Annotated in this window: 18 protein-coding genes and 1 pseudogene; 12 read left to right on the top strand and 7 right to left on the bottom strand. The window is 73.3% G+C overall.

Going from position 1 to position 16,957, the window contains the following annotated elements:
* Nucleotides 1–43 precede the first annotated feature (43 nt).
* The 3 genes from bioD to IEZ01_RS19875 are packed head-to-tail and all read left to right on the top strand — an operon-like array spanning nt 44 to nt 1,880.
* On the top strand, nt 44–760 hold the full coding sequence (bioD, locus tag IEZ01_RS19885) for a dethiobiotin synthase (RefSeq protein WP_189202882.1): 717 nt from the start codon (nt 44–46) through the stop codon (nt 758–760).
* Nucleotides 761–800: 40 nt separating this feature from the next.
* Nucleotides 801–1,142: a VOC family protein gene (locus IEZ01_RS19880; RefSeq protein ID WP_189202880.1), complete on the top strand. Its 342-nt coding sequence runs from the start codon at nt 801–803 to the stop codon at nt 1,140–1,142.
* Nucleotides 1,143–1,196: 54 nt separating this feature from the next.
* On the top strand, nt 1,197–1,880 hold the full coding sequence (locus IEZ01_RS19875; RefSeq protein ID WP_019884493.1) for a class I SAM-dependent methyltransferase: 684 nt from the start codon (nt 1,197–1,199) through the stop codon (nt 1,878–1,880).
* Between the two features lie 3 nt (nt 1,881–1,883).
* Here IEZ01_RS19875 and IEZ01_RS19870 read toward each other — a convergent pair whose 3' ends face one another.
* Together IEZ01_RS19870 and IEZ01_RS19865 are read right to left on the bottom strand one after the other, a co-directional pair.
* Complete coding sequence (locus tag IEZ01_RS19870; protein ID WP_019884494.1) at nt 1,884–2,255, bottom strand: hypothetical protein; 372 nt, start codon at nt 2,253–2,255, stop codon at nt 1,884–1,886.
* A gap of 16 nt (nt 2,256–2,271) precedes the next feature.
* Complete coding sequence (locus tag IEZ01_RS19865) at nt 2,272–2,511, bottom strand: toxin-antitoxin system HicB family antitoxin (RefSeq protein WP_078513236.1); 240 nt, start codon at nt 2,509–2,511, stop codon at nt 2,272–2,274.
* Between the two features lie 66 nt (nt 2,512–2,577).
* Here IEZ01_RS19865 and IEZ01_RS19860 point away from each other — a divergent pair, with 66 nt between their 5' ends.
* The 6 genes from IEZ01_RS19860 to mug all read left to right on the top strand — a co-directional run bounded on the left by IEZ01_RS19860 (nt 2,578) and on the right by mug (nt 9,246).
* Nucleotides 2,578–3,462 (top strand): TIGR03621 family F420-dependent LLM class oxidoreductase, encoded by an 885-nt coding sequence (locus IEZ01_RS19860; protein ID WP_189202988.1) that lies wholly within the window; start codon nt 2,578–2,580, stop codon nt 3,460–3,462.
* 331 nt (nt 3,463–3,793) lie between these two features.
* Nucleotides 3,794–5,140 (top strand): hemolysin family protein, encoded by a 1,347-nt coding sequence (locus IEZ01_RS19855; protein WP_019884497.1) that lies wholly within the window; start codon nt 3,794–3,796, stop codon nt 5,138–5,140.
* Complete coding sequence (locus IEZ01_RS19850; protein WP_019884498.1) at nt 5,137–6,159, top strand: hemolysin family protein; 1,023 nt, start codon at nt 5,137–5,139, stop codon at nt 6,157–6,159. Before IEZ01_RS19855 ends, IEZ01_RS19850 begins: the two co-directional genes overlap by 4 nt.
* 67 nt (nt 6,160–6,226) lie before the next feature.
* Entirely contained in the window at nt 6,227–7,027 is an 801-nt protein-coding gene (locus tag IEZ01_RS19845) for an SGNH/GDSL hydrolase family protein (protein WP_040875337.1), read from the top strand.
* 225 nt (nt 7,028–7,252) lie between these two features.
* Nucleotides 7,253–8,692 (top strand): adenylosuccinate lyase, encoded by a 1,440-nt coding sequence (gene purB, locus IEZ01_RS19840; protein WP_189202878.1) that lies wholly within the window; start codon nt 7,253–7,255, stop codon nt 8,690–8,692.
* Between the two features lie 14 nt (nt 8,693–8,706).
* The gene (gene mug / locus IEZ01_RS19835; RefSeq protein ID WP_189202986.1) at nt 8,707–9,246 is read left to right on the top strand and encodes a G/U mismatch-specific DNA glycosylase; all 540 of its coding nucleotides are present in this window, start codon (nt 8,707–8,709) and stop codon (nt 9,244–9,246) included.
* 24 nt (nt 9,247–9,270) lie between these two features.
* Here mug and IEZ01_RS19830 read toward each other — a convergent pair whose 3' ends face one another.
* Complete coding sequence (locus IEZ01_RS19830) at nt 9,271–9,708, bottom strand: hypothetical protein (RefSeq protein ID WP_019884504.1); 438 nt, start codon at nt 9,706–9,708, stop codon at nt 9,271–9,273.
* A 191-nt stretch (nt 9,709–9,899) separates the two neighbouring features.
* Here IEZ01_RS19830 and IEZ01_RS19825 point away from each other — a divergent pair, with 191 nt between their 5' ends.
* Nucleotides 9,900–11,057 (top strand): ROK family transcriptional regulator, encoded by a 1,158-nt coding sequence (locus IEZ01_RS19825; protein WP_019884506.1) that lies wholly within the window; start codon nt 9,900–9,902, stop codon nt 11,055–11,057.
* Nucleotides 11,058–11,103: 46 nt separating this feature from the next.
* Here IEZ01_RS19825 and IEZ01_RS19820 read toward each other — a convergent pair whose 3' ends face one another.
* Complete coding sequence (locus IEZ01_RS19820) at nt 11,104–11,844, bottom strand: GntR family transcriptional regulator (RefSeq protein ID WP_019884507.1); 741 nt, start codon at nt 11,842–11,844, stop codon at nt 11,104–11,106.
* Nucleotides 11,845–12,111: 267 nt separating this feature from the next.
* Nucleotides 12,112–13,002 (bottom strand): RNA polymerase sigma-70 factor, encoded by an 891-nt coding sequence (locus IEZ01_RS19815; RefSeq protein WP_189202876.1) that lies wholly within the window; start codon nt 13,000–13,002, stop codon nt 12,112–12,114.
* A gap of 157 nt (nt 13,003–13,159) precedes the next feature.
* On the opposite strand from IEZ01_RS19815, the gene IEZ01_RS19810 reads away from it, so the two are divergent.
* Nucleotides 13,160–13,990 (top strand): alpha/beta fold hydrolase, encoded by an 831-nt coding sequence (locus tag IEZ01_RS19810; RefSeq protein WP_028797262.1) that lies wholly within the window; start codon nt 13,160–13,162, stop codon nt 13,988–13,990.
* Nucleotides 13,991–14,458: 468 nt separating this feature from the next.
* On the opposite strand, the pseudogene IEZ01_RS35070 reads toward IEZ01_RS19810, so the two are convergent.
* Nucleotides 14,459–14,833, bottom strand: a pseudogene (locus IEZ01_RS35070) (EamA family transporter); the annotation flags it as partial.
* 77 nt (nt 14,834–14,910) lie between these two features.
* On the opposite strand from IEZ01_RS35070, the gene pdxR reads away from it, so the two are divergent.
* Nucleotides 14,911–16,356 (top strand): MocR-like pyridoxine biosynthesis transcription factor PdxR, encoded by a 1,446-nt coding sequence (gene pdxR / locus IEZ01_RS19800; RefSeq protein ID WP_019884511.1) that lies wholly within the window; start codon nt 14,911–14,913, stop codon nt 16,354–16,356.
* A gap of 7 nt (nt 16,357–16,363) precedes the next feature.
* On the opposite strand, the gene IEZ01_RS19795 is transcribed toward pdxR, so the two are convergent.
* Complete coding sequence (locus IEZ01_RS19795; RefSeq protein ID WP_019884512.1) at nt 16,364–16,771, bottom strand: VOC family protein; 408 nt, start codon at nt 16,769–16,771, stop codon at nt 16,364–16,366.
* Nucleotides 16,772–16,957 lie beyond the last annotated feature (186 nt).

Below are 16,957 nucleotides of genomic sequence, written 5' to 3'. Positions count from 1 at the left end.
GGCGGGCGGCCGGTCGGCCGCCCGCCCCGGAAGGAACAGGACCATGAGCGTCATCGTCGTCAGCGGCACCGGAACCGAGATCGGCAAGACCGTCGTCACCGCCGCCGTGGCCGCCGTGGCCACCGCGCACGGCCGGTCGGTGGCCGTGCTGAAGCCCGCGCAGACCGGGCTAGCTCCGGGTGAGCGCGGGGACGCGGACGAGGCGGCCCGGCTCTCCGGGGCCCGGACCTCCCTCGAACTGGCGCGGTTCCCCGAGCCGTTGGCGCCCGCGACGGCCGCCCGGCGCGCCGCCATGGCGCCCGTCTCGCCGCAGGAGGTCGCCTCGGCGGCCGAGAAGCTGGCCGCCGAGCACGACCTGGTGCTGGTGGAGGGCGCGGGCGGGCTGCTCGTACGGTTCGACGAGGAGGAGGGCACGCTCGCCGACGCGGCGCGGCTGCTCGGCGCGCCGGTCCTGGTGGTCGCGCCGGCCGGGCTTGGCACGCTGAACTCCACCGCGCTGACCGCCGAGGCACTGCGCGCCCGGGGACTGACCCAGCTGGGGGTGGTGGTCGGCAGCTGGCCGGACGAGCCGGACCTCGCGGCCCGCTGCAATCTGGCCGACCTGCCGGCGGCGGCCGGCGCTCCGCTGCTGGGTGCCGTACCGGCGGGCGCGGGGGCGCTGTCGGCGACCGATTTCCGGGCCCGGGCCGGGGATTGGCTCGCGCCGGAGCTGGGCGGCGGCTGGGACGCGGCAGCGTTCCGGGCCACGGCCGGGGCCTGACAACGGGCTGGGGGGCGGCCGCGGACGTACGCTGGTGATCATGCGAGCAAAGGTCAGCGAGATCGTCTTCGACTGCGCCGATCCGGCGGCCCTGGTGCGGTTCTGGGCCTCCCTCCTCGGCGGTGAGCCGGTGGACCGCGGCGAGGACTGGTCGTACGTGGAGCCGCCCGGGTTCGTCCGGATCGCCTTCCAGAAGGTGCCGGAGGGGAAGGCGGTCAAGAACCGCCTCCATCTGGACCTGGAGACGGGCGGGGTGGACGAGGCGGCCGAGGAGGCGGTGCGGCTGGGGGCCGTGCGGGTGGGCGGGATCGTCAGCGATCCGTACGGCGACTTCCAGGTGCTGCGGGATCCCGAGGGCAACGAGTTCTGTTTCGTCCGCTGATTCCGGGGCGCGCGGGGGGAGAATGACCGTATCCCCCGTCGGAGGAGGCCGAAGATGCCGTCGCGCCGTAGCGAGGTTCCCCGGGACGCCGTCCACCACCCCCTGTTCGCCCGTTTCTACGCCCGCTTCAGCGTGGCCGCAGACAGCAAGGCCGGGATCGCCGACCTGCGCGAGGAGTTGCTGGCCGGGCTCGGCGGCCGGGTCATCGAGGTCGGCGCGGGCAACGGCCTGAACTTCGCCCACTACCCCGCCACCGTCTCCGAGGTGGTCGCCCTCGAACCGGAGCGCCACCTGCGGCAGTTGGCCGTCGACGCGGCGCTGCACGCGGAGGTCCCGGTCGACGTGGTGCCGGGTGCGGCCGAGGCGATGCCGGTGAAGAGCGAAGCCTTCGACGCGGTGGTCGCCTCGCTGGTGCTGTGCACCGTGCGGGATCTGCCCCGCGCGCTGAGGGAGATGTGGCGGGTCCTCAAGCCCGGCGGTGAGCTGCGGTTCTTCGAGCACGGTCTGGCGCCGGGGCGGGCGATGGCGACCACCCAGCGGGCGCTGGACCGGACGGTGTGGCCACTGGTGTTCGGCGGCTGCCACACGGCCCGTGATCCGCTGGCCGCGATCGGGGCGGCCGGGTTCGAGGTCATGTCGTACCGCACGCTCCGCGTCCCGGAGACCGGTCCGCGCATGCCCACGTCGTCCTGTGTCCTCGGGGTGGCCCGCCGTCCCCCGGAGGCGGTGCGGGGGTGAGGGTCAGCGGCTCCACCGGCGCAGCTCGCCGGCGATGGAGCGCACGTCCGCCCTGCCGTCCTTGACCAGCCGGGCGAGGTCGCGGACCCGTTCGGGCGAGGTGACCAGATCGAGGCCGGAGGCGACGAGGTAGCCGTAGGCGACGGCGCAGGCGAACATCGCGTTGGAGTGCTCGAGCGCCGGTACGTGCAGGAGCAGTTGCAGCAGGGCCGCGGCGCGCGCGTACGGATCGTCGTAGACGGGGATGCCGAAGATCTCCGCCTCGTGCCGGCCCACGGCGGCCACGAGCGCGCCCCAGTCCCTGACCTGGGGGTCGCCGGGGATCTGATGCTCGGCGACCATGAGCAGCCAGGCGAGGTCGATGGAGAGCGTCATACGGCAGGGGCCGCCGTCACCGCGCGTCCGGGCCGGAGCCGAGGCGGCTGTCGGCGAACTCCTCGGCGAACACCGCCTCGTACTGCTTCATGAAATCGGCCGCGGCCTCCACGAAGGCCCGGCCCGCCTCGCCCGCGTCCTGCTGGACGAGTTCCTCGATGTAGCGGTTGACGCTCACGCCGCGCTGCTGCGCCCGCCTGCGGGCGGCTTCGGCGGTGGTCTCGTCCACCCGCACGTTCAACTGTGTCTTGGCCACCCTTCCAAGCTAGCGCCAGAACGCTAGTGTGGACAACTCCCGATCGGAGGAGGGTTCATGGACGTCATGGACAGGCCGTTACGGTTCGGAGTGAACATGGTCACGCCCGCCGGGGGCGGGGAGTGGTGCGCACGGTGCGAGCGGGCCGAGGAACTCGGCTTTGACGTCATCAACGTGCCGGACCACCTGGGGATGCCCGCGCCGTTCCCGGCGCTGGTGGCCGCGGCGGCGGCGACCCGGCGGCCGCGGCTCGGCACGTTCGTGCTGAACGCGGCGTTCTGGAATCCGGTGCTGCTGGCCCGGGAGATCGCGACCACCGCCGCGCTGACCGAAGGCCGGCTGGAGATAGGGCTCGGCACCGGCTACGTACGTGAGGAGCACGAGCGGGCCGGGATCGAGTTCCTGCCGCCGGGGCGCCGGGTCGACCGTCTGCGCCGGACGGTCGAGGAGGTGACCGGGCTGCTGGCCGGGGAGGAGTACCGGCCGCCGCTGCTGATCGGCGGCAACGGCGACCGGGTGCTGCGGCTGGCGGCGGAGCACGCGGACATCGCCGCGTTCGCGGGCGTCCGGCAGCAGGACGGTGTGTTCACCCTCTGCTCCCCCGCCGAACTGGACGAGCGGGTGGCCGCCTACCACCGCTTCGCCGCCGGCCGGGCGGCCCCCGCCGAGCTGAATCTGCTGCTCCAGATCGTCCAGGTCACCGACGACCGGGCCGGGGCCGTCAAGGAGCTGATGCCGTACGTGCCGCAGCTGACCGAGGCGCAGGTATTGGAGCTGCCGGTGGTGGCCGTCGGCACCGTCGAGGAGATCGCCGACCAGTTGCTGGGGCAGCGCGAGCGGTACGGCTTCACGTACTTCACGGTGCTCGATCCGGCGATGGAGGCGTTCGGGCCGGTCGTCGCCGAGGTACGGGAGCGCGAACGGCGCGCCCGGGAGGGTGGCGGGCGCTAGGCGCCCTGCCCGCAAGGCGAAACGGTTTCGACGGGCGGGGCGGGCCGGTGGCGGGCGCTAGACCGCCTGTCCGCAGGACGGAACGGTTTCGACGCGCGGGGCGGGCCGGTGGTGGGATGGCGGGCGTGTACGCACGTCCGGGCCGCCGGCACGGCCGGCCTCGGCGGCTGACCCCCTGCCCCCTCCGCACCACCCTTTGCCCATCCTTTACCATGGGTGAACCCATTTCTCTCTGTGAAAGGTGTGAGCGTCCGCCCATGGGCGAGCCTCCCAGTACCCGACATCGCGCACTCCTCCTCCCCCTGGCCGATCATGGGACGGAGGTGAACCGATGACCGAAGTGCTCCTGCTCGCCGTGGCGCTGCTGCTCTCCCTCGCCTGCGGCGCCTTCGTCGCGGCCGAGTTCTCCCTCACGACCGTCGAGCGCGGCGAGCTCGAACGGGCCGTCGAACGGGGTGAGCGCGGGGCCGCCGGCGCACTCAAGGCCGTACGGTCCCTCACCTTCCAGCTGTCCGGCGCACAGCTCGGCATCACCGTCACCAACCTGGTCGTCGGCATGCTCGCCGAGTCCTCGATCGCCAAGCTCATCCGCGGCCCGGTCGAGGCCGTGGGGCTCTCCCCCTCGGTCGCGTCGTCGGTGGCCCTCGTCATCGCTACGGCCCTGTCGACCGTGGTCCTGATGGTCATCGGTGAGCTGGTCCCCAAGAACTGGGCGATCTCGTCGCCGCTGGGCGTCGCCAAGGTGGTGGCCACCCCGCAGCGGATCTTCACCGCCGCCTTCAAGCCGCTGATCAGCCACCTCAACAACACCGCGAACCGGATCGTGCACCGGCTCGGTCTCCAGCCCGCCGAGGAGCTGGCGTCAGCCCGCAGCCCGCAGGAGCTGGTGGCGCTGGCCCGGCACTCCGCCAAGGAGGGCGCGCTGGCGGCCGACACGGCCGAACTGTTCGTACGGACCCTGAACCTCGCCGAGCTGACCGCGGAGAACGTGATGACGCCCCGGGTGCAGGTCACCGCGCTGGAGGTGTCGGCCACCGCCGAGGACGTCGCCAACGCCACCCGCGCCACGGGCCTGTCCCGCTTCCCCGTCTATCAGGGCAGCCTGGACACCGTCGTCGGCACCGCCCACGTCAAGGACGTGCTGGCGATACCGGCCGACGAGCGGCGCCTCAAGCGCGTCTCCGAGCTGCTGCGTGAGCCGCTGCTCGTGCCCGAGACCCTGACCGTGGACCGGCTCCTCGACCGGCTCTCGGGCCGGCGGACCATGGCCGTCGTCATCGACGAGTACGGCGGCACGGCCGGTGTCGTGACTCTGGAGGACATCGTCGAGGAGGTCGTCGGCGAGGTCCGCGACGAGCACGATCCGCACGAGACCCCCGACCTCGCCCCCGCGGGCAAGGACCCGGACGGCCGTGCCCTGTGGTCGGCGGACGGCGCCGCCCGTACGGACCAGCTGGCCGCCATCGGCCTGCGGGTGCCGGACGGCCCGTACGAGACCCTCGCCGGGCTGATCGCCACCGAGCTCGGGCGCATCCCGCGGATCGGCGACCGCGTGGAGCTGACCGGCTGGCAGCTGGACGTGGTGGACGCGACCGGCCGCCGCGCGGCCCGGGTGCTGTTGCACGCCCCGCCGCCCCACCGTGAGGAGACCGAGGGATCCAAGGGGGCCCGCCGATGACCGCGATCCAGCTTCTGATCGGCTTTCTGACCCTGGTCGTGAACGCCTTCTTCGTCGGCGCCGAGTTCGCCATGATCTCGGTCCGGCGCAGCCAGATCGAACCCCACGCCGAGAGCGGCGACCGGCGCGCCCGCAGTGTCATCTGGGGCCTCGAGCATGTCTCCGCCCTGCTCGCGGCGGCCCAGCTCGGCATCACGCTGTGCACCCTGGTGCTCGGCATCGTCGCCGAGCCGGCCATCGCGCATCTGCTGGAGCCGGTCTTCGACGCGGCCGGCGTGCCGCACGGTCTCGTCCATCCGATCTCGTTCGTGATCGCGCTGGCCCTCGCGACCTATCTGCACATGCTGCTCGGCGAGATGGTCCCCAAGAACATCGCGCTGGCCGAGCCGACCCGCACGGCGCTGCTGCTCGGCCCGCCGCTGGTGGCGCTCGCCCGCGCGCTGCGTCCGGTGATCTTCTCCATCAACGCCTTCGCCAACCTGCTGCTCAAGCTGCTCAGGGTGGAGACGAGGGACGAGGTGTCGGCGACCTTCTCGGACGACGAGCTCGCCCGGATGGTGACGGACGCCGGGGACGCCGGACTCCTCGACGACCGCGCCACCGAGCGGCTGCACGACGCCCTGGAGCTGGGCCGGCGTCCGGTGCGGGACGTGGTGATGCCGGTGGAGAAGGTGGTCCACGCGCGCGTGGGCACCACGCCGGAGGAGCTGGAGCACCTCTCCGCCGCGTCGGGCTTCTCCCGCTTCCCGGTCGTCGACGACGACCGCAGGATCCTCGGCTACCTCCATGTGAAGGACGCCCTGGACGTGACGCCCCGCGAGCTGCCGTTCCCGGTCTCGGCGCTGCGGCCGATCGCCCGGGTACGGGCCTCGACCCCGCTCGACGACGTGCTGACGGCGATGCGGCGCAGCCGTACGCACCTGGCCGCCGTCATCGACGAGGAGGGCGACGGCCGCCTCGCCGGCCTGGTCACGATGGAGGACGTCCTGCGCGAGCTGGTCGGCCGCCCGGCCCCGTAAGGTGCGGCGGAGCCGCCCTCCGGAACCGGCGGGCGGCTCCATACCGCGCGGTATGATCGGCTCCGCCATGGAGACGAATGCCACCTACACCAGTCTGGTCGCCGTCGGGGACAGCTTCACCGAAGGCATGTCGGACCTGCTTCCCGACGGGTCCTACCGCGGCTGGGCGGACCTGCTCGCCGGACGGCTCGCGGCCCGTGCCCCCGGCTTCCGCTACGCGAACCTCGCGGTACGCGGCAAGCTCATCGGCCAGATAGTCGACGAGCAGGTGGACCGGGCGGCGGCGATGGGTGCCGATGTGGTCACCCTCGTCGGCGGCCTCAACGACACCCTGCGGCCGACGTGCGACATGGGGCGGGTGCGCGGCCTCCTGGAGGAGGCCGTGGAGAAGCTCGCGCCGTCGTGCGGACGGCTGGTCCTGATGCGCAGCCCCGGCCGGCACGGACCGGTGATGGAGCGTTTCCGGCCGCGCATGGAGGAGCTGTTCTCCTTCGTCGACGAGCTGGCGTCCCGGCACGGGGCGGACGTGGTGGACCTGTACGGCGCCACCGCGCTCGGCGATCCACGGCTGTGGGACGCGGACCGGCTGCATCTGACCGGCGAGGGGCACCGGCGGGTGGCCGAGGCCGTGTGGCAGACGCTCGGCCTGGCGCCCGAGTACGACTGGCAGGCGGCGCTGCCCGCGGCGGTCCCGGCCGGGTGGATGACCCGGCGCGTGGACGACGTACGGTTCGCCAGGCAGCACCTGGGACCGTGGATCGGCCGCCGGCTGACGGGCCGCTCGTCCGGCGACGGACGCCCGGCGAAGCGGCCGGAGCTGCTTCCGTACGAGGAGCGGCCGGCGGAGGGCGCGGGGCCCCTCACGTAACGCCGGGCGCTGAGGACGCGCCGCACTCCCGCGGCCCAGGGGGCCGAGGATGCCTGGTGGCTCCCCTGGTGCAGGGGCCAGGGGCGCGCGGCCGCTCCGGAGCGCGCGGGAGCCGAGAGGGTGCGGCCGCTCCGGCAGCACGCGCCTCACCTGGCCGCTCTCGTAGCAAGCACCAAACCGGACCGTGGCGCTGGCCTGCAGAAACCGCCAGTAGAATCTGGTCACGTGACTGCTGCTGCGAAGCCCCGCATCCCCAACGTCCTGGCCGGCCGCTACGCCTCCGCGGAGCTCGCCGTCCTCTGGTCCCCCGAGCAGAAGGTGAAGCTCGAGCGCCAACTGTGGCTCGCCGTGCTGCGTGCCCAGAAGGACCTCGGGATCGAGGTGCCGGACGCGGCCCTCGCCGACTACGAGCGCGTCCTCGACACGGTCGACCTGGCCTCGATCGCCGAGCGTGAGAAGGTCACGCGGCACGACGTGAAGGCGCGTATCGAGGAGTTCAACGCGCTCGCGGGCCATGAGCACGTCCACAAGGGCATGACCTCGCGTGACCTGACCGAGAACGTCGAGCAGCTGCAGATCCGGCTCTCCCTGGAGCTGATGCGGGACCGTACGGTCGCCGTCCTCGCGCGGCTGGGCAAGCTCTCCGCCGAGTACGCCGAGCTGGTCATGGCCGGCCGCTCGCACAACGTCGCCGCGCAGGCCACCACGCTCGGCAAGCGGTTCGCGACCGGCGCCGACGAGCTGCTGGCCGCGTACGCCCGGCTGGAGGACCTGCTGTCGCGCTACCCGCTGCGCGGCATCAAGGGCCCGGTCGGCACCGCCCAGGACATGCTGGACCTGCTCGGTGGCGACGCCGGCAAACTGGCGGAGCTGGAGCAGCGCATCGCCGGACACCTCGGCTTCGCGCACGCCTTCACCTCGGTCGGCCAGGTCTACCCCCGCTCCCTCGACTACGACGTGGTGACCACGCTGGTCCAGCTCGCCGCCGCGCCGTCGTCGCTGGCGAAGACGGTCCGCCTGATGGCCGGCCACGAGCTGGTCACGGAGGGCTTCAAGCCCGGCCAGGTCGGCTCCTCAGCCATGCCGCACAAGATGAACACCCGCTCCTGCGAGCGCGTCAACGGCCTCATGGTCATCCTGCGCGGCTACGCCTCGATGACCGGCGAGCTGGCGGGCGACCAGTGGAACGAGGGCGACGTCTCCTGCTCGGTCGTACGGCGTGTGGCCCTGCCGGACGCGTTCTTCGCGTTCGACGGCCTGCTGGAGACCTTCCTGACCGTCCTCGACGAGTTCGGCGCGTTCCCGGCGGTCGTCGCCCGCGAGCTCGACCGCTACCTGCCGTTCCTCGCCACCACGAAGGTCCTCATGGGCGCCGTGCGCGCCGGGGTCGGCCGCGAGGTCGCCCACGAGGCCATCAAGGAGCACGCCGTCGCCTCCGCGCTCGCCATGCGCGAGCAGGGCGCCGAGCGGAACGAACTCCTGGAGAAGCTGGCCGCCGACGAGCGGATCCCGCTGGACCGGGCGCAGCTCGACGCGCTGATGGCGGACAAGCTGTCCTTCACGGGCGCCGCGGCCGACCAGGTCGCCGTCGTGGTCTCCCGGATCGAGGAGATCGCCAAGCAGCACCCGGAGGCGGCCGCGTACACGCCGGGGTCGATCCTCTGACCCGCCCCCCGCGCCTGACCGTCGCGGACCTCGAGGCCGCTCGTGACCGCGTCGTACCCGACGTGGTGGCGGGCGGCCTGTCCGTGCTGTTCTGCGGCATCAACCCCGGCCTGATGTCGGCGGCGACGGGCCATCACTTCGCCCGTCCCGGCAACCGCTTCTGGCCCGTGCTGCACCTGTCCGGCTTCACGCCGCGTCAGCTGCTCCCGTCCGAGCAGGAGGAACTGCTCGACTACGGCCTCGGCATCACCAACGTCGTGGCGCGCGCGTCCGCGCGGGCCGACGAGCTGACGGACGAGGAGTACCGCGAGGGCGGGCGGATCCTGGTCTCGAAGGTCGAGCGGCTGCGGCCGAGCTGGCTGGCGGTGGTGGGGGTGACGGCGTACCGCACGGCTTTCGGGGAGCGCAAGGCCCGGATCGGTCCGCAGGAACGGACGATCGGGGAGACCCGGATCTGGGCGCTGCCCAACCCGAGCGGGCTCAACGCCCACTGGACGCTGCAGACGATGGCGGAGGAGTTCGCCCGGCTGCGGGAGGCGAGCCGCATTCCCTGAGCCGGGAGTCGGCAAGGCGGGGCGTCAGGGCGGGTCGACCTCGGTCACCACGGCCAGCAGCTGGAACGGCAGTTCCTTGTCCCACTGGGCGACGCCCAGGCCCAACCACAGCCCGTCCACGCGCCACAGGTGCAGATCGGGCGTGTGGTTGCTGAGGACCCCCCAGGGCTCCGGTGTGTCCTCGCCGTCCATGCTCCGGTCCAGCACGGACCAGAGGCTGAAGATCTGCGGCGGCCCCCAGCGCTCGCCGAGGACGACGGTGAGCGCGTCCCGCTCCGCCTCGTACTGCTCCTCGACCGCTAAGCGGCGGGTGCCGTCGTCCTCCCAGAAGTCCTCGCTGGTGGCGAGCTCCGCTATGTGGTGGCCGGGGCCGCCGGAGCCCAGGTCGGTGGTGGTGGACGTCTCGGGGAACGGTCGGGTGCGCAACAGCTCGATGGTGGCCAGGTGTTTTGCGGTGGTCATGGGTTCGTACCCGTCCTTTCCGTGCTCGTGGATCCAGTAAAGCGGCCCCCACTGACAGTTGGTGACCCGTCAGGCGACCGCGTGGGGAGGCCTCCCGTACAGAGGGTGCCCACCGGCCCCGGGCGGCGCTCGCCGCACTCCCGGCCATTGAGTACCATCCGCCTGACACGCGCTCGACCTGGGAGGACACAGTGGGGCGGCTGACCGGCGGAGACCCGTCCCTGTTGCGGCGGATCAATTCCGCGGTGGTACTCCACGCCCTGCGGGGCGCGGACTCCCCCACCCTCACCGACCTGACCCGGATCACGGGTCTGTCGCGGCCCACGGTCGAGGGAGTGGTCGAGGGGCTCATCGAGGGCGGTCTCGTGGTCGAGGCGCCGCCCGAGGAGGGCGAGGCCCGCCGGCAGGGACGGCCCGCGCGAAGGTTCCGGTTCCGGGCCGAGGCGGGTCATCTGCTCGGTATCGAGATCGGGCCGCACCGGGTCTCGGCGCTGCTCTCGGGTCTCGACGGGCGGATCATCGGAGCCGGGGCCAGGGAGGTCGCGGAGACCGCGTCGGCGGACGAGCGCCTGGAGCGGGTCCGGACGGTCGTCGCCGATGTGCTGCGGCGCGCCGGGGTGGCCCGCGGCAATCTGCGCGCCGTGGGCGTGGGCACGCCCGGCATCGTCGAGGCGGACGGGACCGTACGGCTCGGCACCGCGCTGCCCGGCTGGACGGGGCTCGCCCTGGGAGAGCGGCTGCGCCGGTCGTTCCGCTGCCCGGTGCTGGTGGAGAACGACGCCAACGCGGCGGCGGTCGCCGAGCACTGGAAGGGCGCGGCCACCGACTCCGACGACATCGTCTTCGTCCTCGCCGGGCTGAGTCCGGGCGCGGGCTCGCTGATCGGCGGGCGGCTGCACAGGGGCTTCGGCGGCGCGGCCGGGGAGATCGGCGCGCTCCATCTGCTGGGCCGGGAGGTGACTCCGGAGACGCTGCTGTCCACGACGGACGAGCCGCTGCACCCGCTGGACGAGCAGGCGGTGGCGGAGGTCTTCGCGCTGGCCCGCCAGGGCGACGCGCGGGCCGGGGCGGCGGTGGACCGGTTCATCCAGCGGCTGGTGCACGACGTGGCGGCGCTGGTTCTCGCGCTCGATCCGGAGCTGGTGGTGGTCGGCGGCTGGGCGGCGGGGCTTGACGGTGTCCTGCAGCCGCTCCGCGACGAGCTGGCGCGCTTCTGCCTGCGGCCGCCACGGGTGGTCCTGTCGATGCTGGGCGAGGCCGCGGTCGGCACGGGGGCGCTGCGGCTGGCGCTGGACCATGTGGAGGGGCAGCTGTTCGCCGTGGAGACGACAGTGACGGCCCGCCGCTGAGCGACGGGCCGTGGGGTGACGACTGTGGTTGCCGTGACGCCGGTGGTCAGGAGGCCATGACCAGGTCGCCGGAGTCGCCGAAGGTCAGCCGGCAGGTGTCGGCACGGTACGTGGCCACGGAGACCGCGGCCGTACGGCCTTCGGAGAGGTAGCGGGTCGTGACGACCAGGACGGGGGCGCCGGGCAGGCGGTCGAGTTCCTTGGCGTCGTCGGCGCGGGCCGAGCCGAGTTCGACGGCGCGGTCCTGGCCGTCGAGCACCCGGCGCTGGAGCTCGCGCAGGACGGCGCGGGCCCGGCCGGGGCCGGAGGGGTTCTCGATGGCGGACAGCTCGGGCACGGACGAGGCCGGTACGTAGAGCAGTTCGGCGGCGACGGGCTGACCGCCCGAGACCCGCAGCCGACGCACGACGTGCACGGTCTCGTCGGTGTCGGCGTCCAGCAGGCGCGCGACCGCGGCGGGCGGCGTGGCGACGGCGCAGTCCACGGACTGCCAGGACTCCTCGCCCGTGCCCGGCCACTGGTGCTGGGTGGTGGAGACGTCGACGCCCATCCGGGGCGGGGCCACGGTCGTGCCGACGCCGCGGCGGCGCTGCAGGCGCCCTTCGAGTTCGAGCTGCTCCAGCGCCTGGCGGAGCGTGGCGCGGGCGACGCCGAACCGGGCGGCGAGCTCCCGCTCGTTGGGCAGGATCTCGCCCACCGCGAAGTCGGAGTCGAGTGCCTCACTGATCACGGTCTTGAGGTGCCAGTACTTCGGCTCCGGCACCGATTCCAGCTGCGTGGTCCCCACCCTGATCCTCCGCAATCGCCGTGTCTCCGGCGGCTTTCCGCGCCCTTGTTTATTAAAGGTTCCTGCACTAACCCTGCGACCATAAGACGGCCCACCCACTTGGTCAAGACCAATCCTGCGTCCGATACCGGACGAAGTGACGCTCGAAGGGTGATCGTTCACAGGACGTTCGCGCGGGTGTGAGGCGTGCGCGGCAATGCGCCCCGCGCTCGGAGCGGGCGCGGGGCGGGGCGGCGGGGCGGCGGGGCGGTGGCCCGGCCGGGGGGCTTACGCGGCGGCCATGCCGTGCAGCTTGTCCGGATTGCGGATGAGGTTGACGGTCTGGACGCGTCCGTCCCGCACCTCCAGCTGCACGACGCAGTCCGGGGCGCCGTCCTTGAGGACGACCAGCGCGGGCAGTCCGTTGACCTCGTCGATCCGCATCTCGAACTGGCCCACGGCGTCCTGGGCCACGGCGTGCAGGAACCGGCCGACCTTGTCGACGCTCTCGATGACCCGCAACGGCGCCTTGGCCTTGCCACCACTGTCGCCGACCAGCCGGACGTCCGGGGCGAGCAGTTTCATCAGGGCGCCGATGTCGCCGCCGGTGGCGGCGGCCAGGAAGCGTTCGGTGACGTCGCGCCGCTCGGCCGGGTCCACGTCGTAGCGGGGCTTGCCCTCCTCGACGTGGCGGCGGGCGCGGGCGGCGAGCTGCCGTACGGCGGCCTCGGAGCGGTCCAGGGCGGTGGCAATCTCCCCGAAGGGGAAACCGAAGGCCTCGCGCAGCACGAAGACCGCCCGCTCCAGCGGGGAGAGGGATTCGAGGACGACGAGGACGGCGAGGGAGACGGAGTCGGCGAGCATGGCGCGCTCGGCCGTGTCCGGGGCGGCCGGCCCGAAGTCGGTGACGATCGGTTCGGGCAGCCAGGGGCCGACGTACGACTCGCGGCGGGACTGGGCCTGCCGGAGCCGGTCGATGGCGAGCCGGGTGGTGATCCGTACGAGATAGGCGCGCGGCTCGCGCACTTCCGCGTGGTCGGCGGCAGCCCAGCGCAGCCAGGCCTCCTGGACGACGTCCTCGGCGTCGGCCACCCGGCCGAGCATGCGGTAGGCCACGCCGGTGAGCATGGGCCGGTGGTTCTCGAAGAGGCCGGTCACGGAGTCGGAGTCGGTCGTCATCACTCCCCCATCCCATCCCAGGGGATGGGGACTGTCCAGGCGAAATCGGCGCCCCGGGGCCACGACATCGTGGCGTGGCGGCCAGGACCCTTGAACTGCAAGCTACTCAAGGGTAATTGTTGCTGACGGGGCGTCCAACATGACAGGGAGCAGCCGCATGTCCGCAGAGGTCTCGTTCACGGTCGAATCTCCCCAGGGGCCCCACACGGTCTCGGTGACCTATGAACGCAGGGGCACGGGAGAACCCTTGCTGCTGCTCCACGGGATCGGCCACCACTGGCAGGCCTGGGAGCCGGTGCTCCCCGTGCTGGCCGCCGAGCGCGATGTCGTGGCCATCGATCTGCCGGGGTTCGGCGCCTCACCCGGGCTGCCCGGCGGTCTGCCGTACGACCTCGGGACGGTCGTACCGGTCCTGGCCCGGTTCTGCGAGGAGCTGGGGATCGAACAGCCCCATGTGGCGGGCAATTCGCTGGGCGGGCTGCTAGCCCTGGAGCTGGGCCGCGCGAAGCTCGTACGGTCGGTGACGGCGCTCTCCCCGGCCGGTTTCTGGTCGGAGGGTGAGCGGCGGTACGCCTTCGGCACGCTACGGGCGATGCGCTCGGCCGCCGAATCGATGCCGCTGCCGATGATCGAGCGCCTTTCCCGCAGTGTGGCCGGCCGTACGGTCATGACCAGCACGATCTACGCGCGGCCCGGGCGGCGATCACCGGAGGCCGTCGTCGCCGAGACCCTCGCGCTGCGTGAAGCCACCGGTTTCCACGAGACGCTCGCCACCGGAGGGAGCGTGCGGTTCACCGACGACGTTCCCGGACTGCCGGTGACCGTCGCCTGGGGCACCCGGGACCGGCTGCTCCTGCGCCGTCAGGGGGTCCGCGCCAAGCACGTCATCCCCGCGGCGCGACTCGTACGGCTCCCCGGCTGCGGGCACGTGCCGATGAACGACGATCCCGCCCTCGTCTCCCGGGTCATCCTGGACGGCAGCCGCTGACCGCTTGCCGAACACTCCGGAGCCCAGCGCGGCCCCCGCACCCACCAGGGCGCTGCCGGCCGCCTGGGCGGCCCCGTAGGTGCCCGTGCCGGCCAGGGGAGCGGTCAGCGCGGCCGCGACCGGGATCATCCCGGAGAGCAGTACGGCCCGTTCGACGCCGATGCGCCGCATGCCGGTGTAGTACAGGACGAAGCCGACCACGGTGACCACCGCCGCCTGCCAGACGAGGGCGGCGGTCTCGGCCCCGGTCGGGACCCGCAGGAATCCGCGGCCGTCCAGGACCAGCCCGAGGACGGCCGATTCGACGGCTCCGAGGCCGCACACCACGAGGGTGAGCAGCCGCGGCCCCAGAGGGGCCAGGACGGGCACGGCGAGGACCGTGAAGCCGACCTCCCCGGCGAGCGCGCCGAGCGACCAGAGCATGCCGGCCAGGTCGGTCCGGCCCCAGCCCTGGACGGTGAAGGCGCCGGCGGCGACGAACAGCGCGCCGTACAGGACCGGACGGCTGGGGCGGCGCCCGTCGAGCAGCGGGGCGAGCACGGCCACCACGACGGGCGCGCAGCCGACGAAGACCCCGGGGACGGCGGGCTCGGCGCTCCGCTCGGCCAGCAGGATCGAGAGGTTGAAGCCGACCATGCCGACACCGGCGAGGACGGCGAGCCGGATCCACTGGCGGGCCGTCAGGGCCCGCAGCGGGGCGAGCGCCCCACGGCCTGCCAGGGGCAGCAGGAGCAGACAGGCGGCGCCGTAGCGCAGCGCCTGACCGCCCGCGTACGGGTAGTCGCCGAGCACGCTGTTCGCGGTGAAGGAGGCGCCGACGAGGACATAGGCGAGGGTCACCATCAGTGTCCCGCGCAGGGAGTTCACGTTCATGGGGCCGACGCTAGGGAGCGCGGCGGCCGTGATTAAGGTCCACTTCCATGACGCCATCGGGGACCAATCCGCCACTCCCGGACGGACCGGAGCGGGGCGCCGGCCCCGCGTGGGAGCTGCTGCTCCCGGCGGCCGCCGCGCCGGCCCGGCGACGCGGCCGCGCCCTTCAGGAGGCGCTGCGTGAGGCGGTGCGCTCGGGCCGGCTGGCGGCCGGGACGCGCCTGCCGGCCAGCCGGGAGCTGGCGGCGGACCTGGGCGTCTCGCGGGGCCTGGTCACCGAGGCGTACGAGCAGCTGGTCGCCGAGGGTTACCTGCGCAGCGGCCGCGGCGCGGGGACCTGGGTGGGCGAGGAGGTCCGGGCGGCTGCGCACGGTGCGCCGGAGCGGGCGCCGGAGGAGCCCGGCTTCCAGGTCGACTTCCGCCCCGGGACACCCGACCTGTCGCTGTTCCCGCGCGCCGCCTGGACCGCCGCGCACAAGGCGGTGCTGTCCCGGCTGCCGCACCGGGCCCTGGGCTATCCCGATCCGCGCGGCCTGCCCGAGCTGCGCGGGGAGCTGGCCGCGCTGCTCGCGCGGCGGCGCGGGGTGGTGGCCGATCCGGCGCGGCTGGTGGTCTGTTCGGGGGTGGCGCAGGCGATGACCCTGCTCGGGTTCGTGCTGCACGCGCGCGGGGTGCGGTCGATCGGCGTGGAGGACCCAGGCAGTCCCGAGCACACGGCGCTGTTCGCGGCGACGGGCATGGAGACGGTGTGGCTGCCGCTGGACGGCGAGGGCCTGCTGCCGGGGCCGCTGACGGAGTCGGGGGTGCGGGCGGTGGTGACCACGCCCTCGCATCAGTTCCCGTCCGGGATCGGCTACTCGGCCCGGCGGCGCGCCGAACTCCTGCGGTGGGCGCGCTCGGTGGACGGCCTGGTCGTGGAGGACGACTACGACGGGGACTTCCGCTACGACCGGGCGCCGGTCGGCGCGCTCCAGGGCCTGGATCCGGAGCGGGTCGCCTACACCGGTTCGGTGAGCAAGTCGCTGGCGCCGGGGCTGCGCCTGGGCTGGCTGCTGGTACCGGAGCGGCTGGCCGAGGAGGTCGTGGAGCGCAAGCGGACCATGGACCTCGGCAATCCCGCCCTCGACCAGGCCGTGCTGCACGACCTCGTGGCCCGCGGCGGCTACGACCGTCAGCTGCGCCGCTGCCAGCGCGCCTACCGGGAGCGGCGGGACGCGCTGGTGGCGGCGCTGGCGGAGCGGCTGCCCGGTACGGAGGTCAGCGGCATAGCGGCCGGACTGCACGTCATCGCGCGCGTGCCGGACGCCGGTGGCTCGGCGGCGCGGGTGGTGGAGCGGGCGGCGGCGGCCGGTGTGGCGGTGCGGACGCTGGACACGTACGGCACACAGGCGCCCGTGGACGGCGGCGTACGGCTGGTGCTCGGGTACGCGCATCTGGCGCCGTCCGAGATCGCGCGGGGCGTCCGGCTGCTCGCGGACGCGCTGCGCGGGTGAGCGGAGGTCAGGCGGAGTTGGACCAGTCGCGGACGCAGAGCACCAGGCGGTAGCCGTCCGGGTCCTGGACGGTGACGCCCCACTCGTTCCAGTACGGGTTCGGCGAGGCCACCCGGGTGCCGCCGTGCGCCTGGAGACGGGCGACGAGCTCGTCGGGCACGGGCTCGTCGAGGTAGACGACGAGCAGGTCCTCCACGGTGGGGCGGGGCTCGACGGTGGCGTCGTGGACGAGTTCGAGGTGCCAGGAGGCGTCGGGCCAGCCCAGCATGAGCAGGGCGTGGTGGCCGGGCTCGTCGGTCCCGGCGGCCCGCCACAGGACGCTCAGGCCGAGGCCGTCCTTCCAGAACCGCTCGGCCGCGCCGAGGTCGCGTGAGGGCCGGGCGATCCGGACGTGTGACTGGCCGCCGATGGGCATGCTGGTCCCCCTGTGTCGTGCGTGCGGTGCGTCTTGTGAGCGGGCGAGGTGTGGTGCGCCGCTTCCGGAAGGGACCCTAGGCGGAGCGACGATCTTGTGTCGATCGGTCATGGGTCCTGGTCCTTCCGGCCGAGGACGGGGTGTGTTCCTGCGCCTGTGGGGCCGGTTGTTCATGTGGGGTTGGTG

Origin of the sequence: Streptomyces purpureus (assembly GCF_014648195.1) — a bacterium.
Classification (GTDB): Bacteria; Actinomycetota; Actinomycetes; order Streptomycetales; family Streptomycetaceae; genus Streptomyces; species Streptomyces purpureus.
This window is presented reverse-complemented; position numbering and strand designations above follow the sequence as displayed.

What these genes read in the sequence shown, in the direction of transcription:
- bioD (WP_189202882.1), top strand. Translation starts at nt 44, where the DNA reads ATGAGCGTCATCGTCGTCAGCGGCACCGGAACCGAGATCGGCAAGACC.
- IEZ01_RS19795 (WP_019884512.1), bottom strand. Translation starts at nt 16,771, where the DNA reads ATGCCCATCGGCGGCCAGTCACACGTCCGGATCGCCCGGCCCTCACGC.
- IEZ01_RS19850 (WP_019884498.1), top strand. Translation starts at nt 5,137, where the DNA reads ATGACCGCGATCCAGCTTCTGATCGGCTTTCTGACCCTGGTCGTGAAC.
- IEZ01_RS19815 (WP_189202876.1), bottom strand. Translation starts at nt 13,002, where the DNA reads ATGACGACCGACTCCGACTCCGTGACCGGCCTCTTCGAGAACCACCGG.
- IEZ01_RS19810 (WP_028797262.1), top strand. Translation starts at nt 13,160, where the DNA reads ATGTCCGCAGAGGTCTCGTTCACGGTCGAATCTCCCCAGGGGCCCCAC.
- pdxR (WP_019884511.1), top strand. Translation starts at nt 14,911, where the DNA reads ATGACGCCATCGGGGACCAATCCGCCACTCCCGGACGGACCGGAGCGG.
- IEZ01_RS19860 (WP_189202988.1), top strand. Translation starts at nt 2,578, where the DNA reads ATGGACAGGCCGTTACGGTTCGGAGTGAACATGGTCACGCCCGCCGGG.
- IEZ01_RS19875 (WP_019884493.1), top strand. Translation starts at nt 1,197, where the DNA reads ATGCCGTCGCGCCGTAGCGAGGTTCCCCGGGACGCCGTCCACCACCCC.
- IEZ01_RS19845 (WP_040875337.1), top strand. Translation starts at nt 6,227, where the DNA reads ATGGAGACGAATGCCACCTACACCAGTCTGGTCGCCGTCGGGGACAGC.
- IEZ01_RS19855 (WP_019884497.1), top strand. Translation starts at nt 3,794, where the DNA reads ATGACCGAAGTGCTCCTGCTCGCCGTGGCGCTGCTGCTCTCCCTCGCC.
- IEZ01_RS19880 (WP_189202880.1), top strand. Translation starts at nt 801, where the DNA reads ATGCGAGCAAAGGTCAGCGAGATCGTCTTCGACTGCGCCGATCCGGCG.
- IEZ01_RS19830 (WP_019884504.1), bottom strand. Translation starts at nt 9,708, where the DNA reads ATGACCACCGCAAAACACCTGGCCACCATCGAGCTGTTGCGCACCCGA.
- IEZ01_RS19870 (WP_019884494.1), bottom strand. Translation starts at nt 2,255, where the DNA reads ATGACGCTCTCCATCGACCTCGCCTGGCTGCTCATGGTCGCCGAGCAT.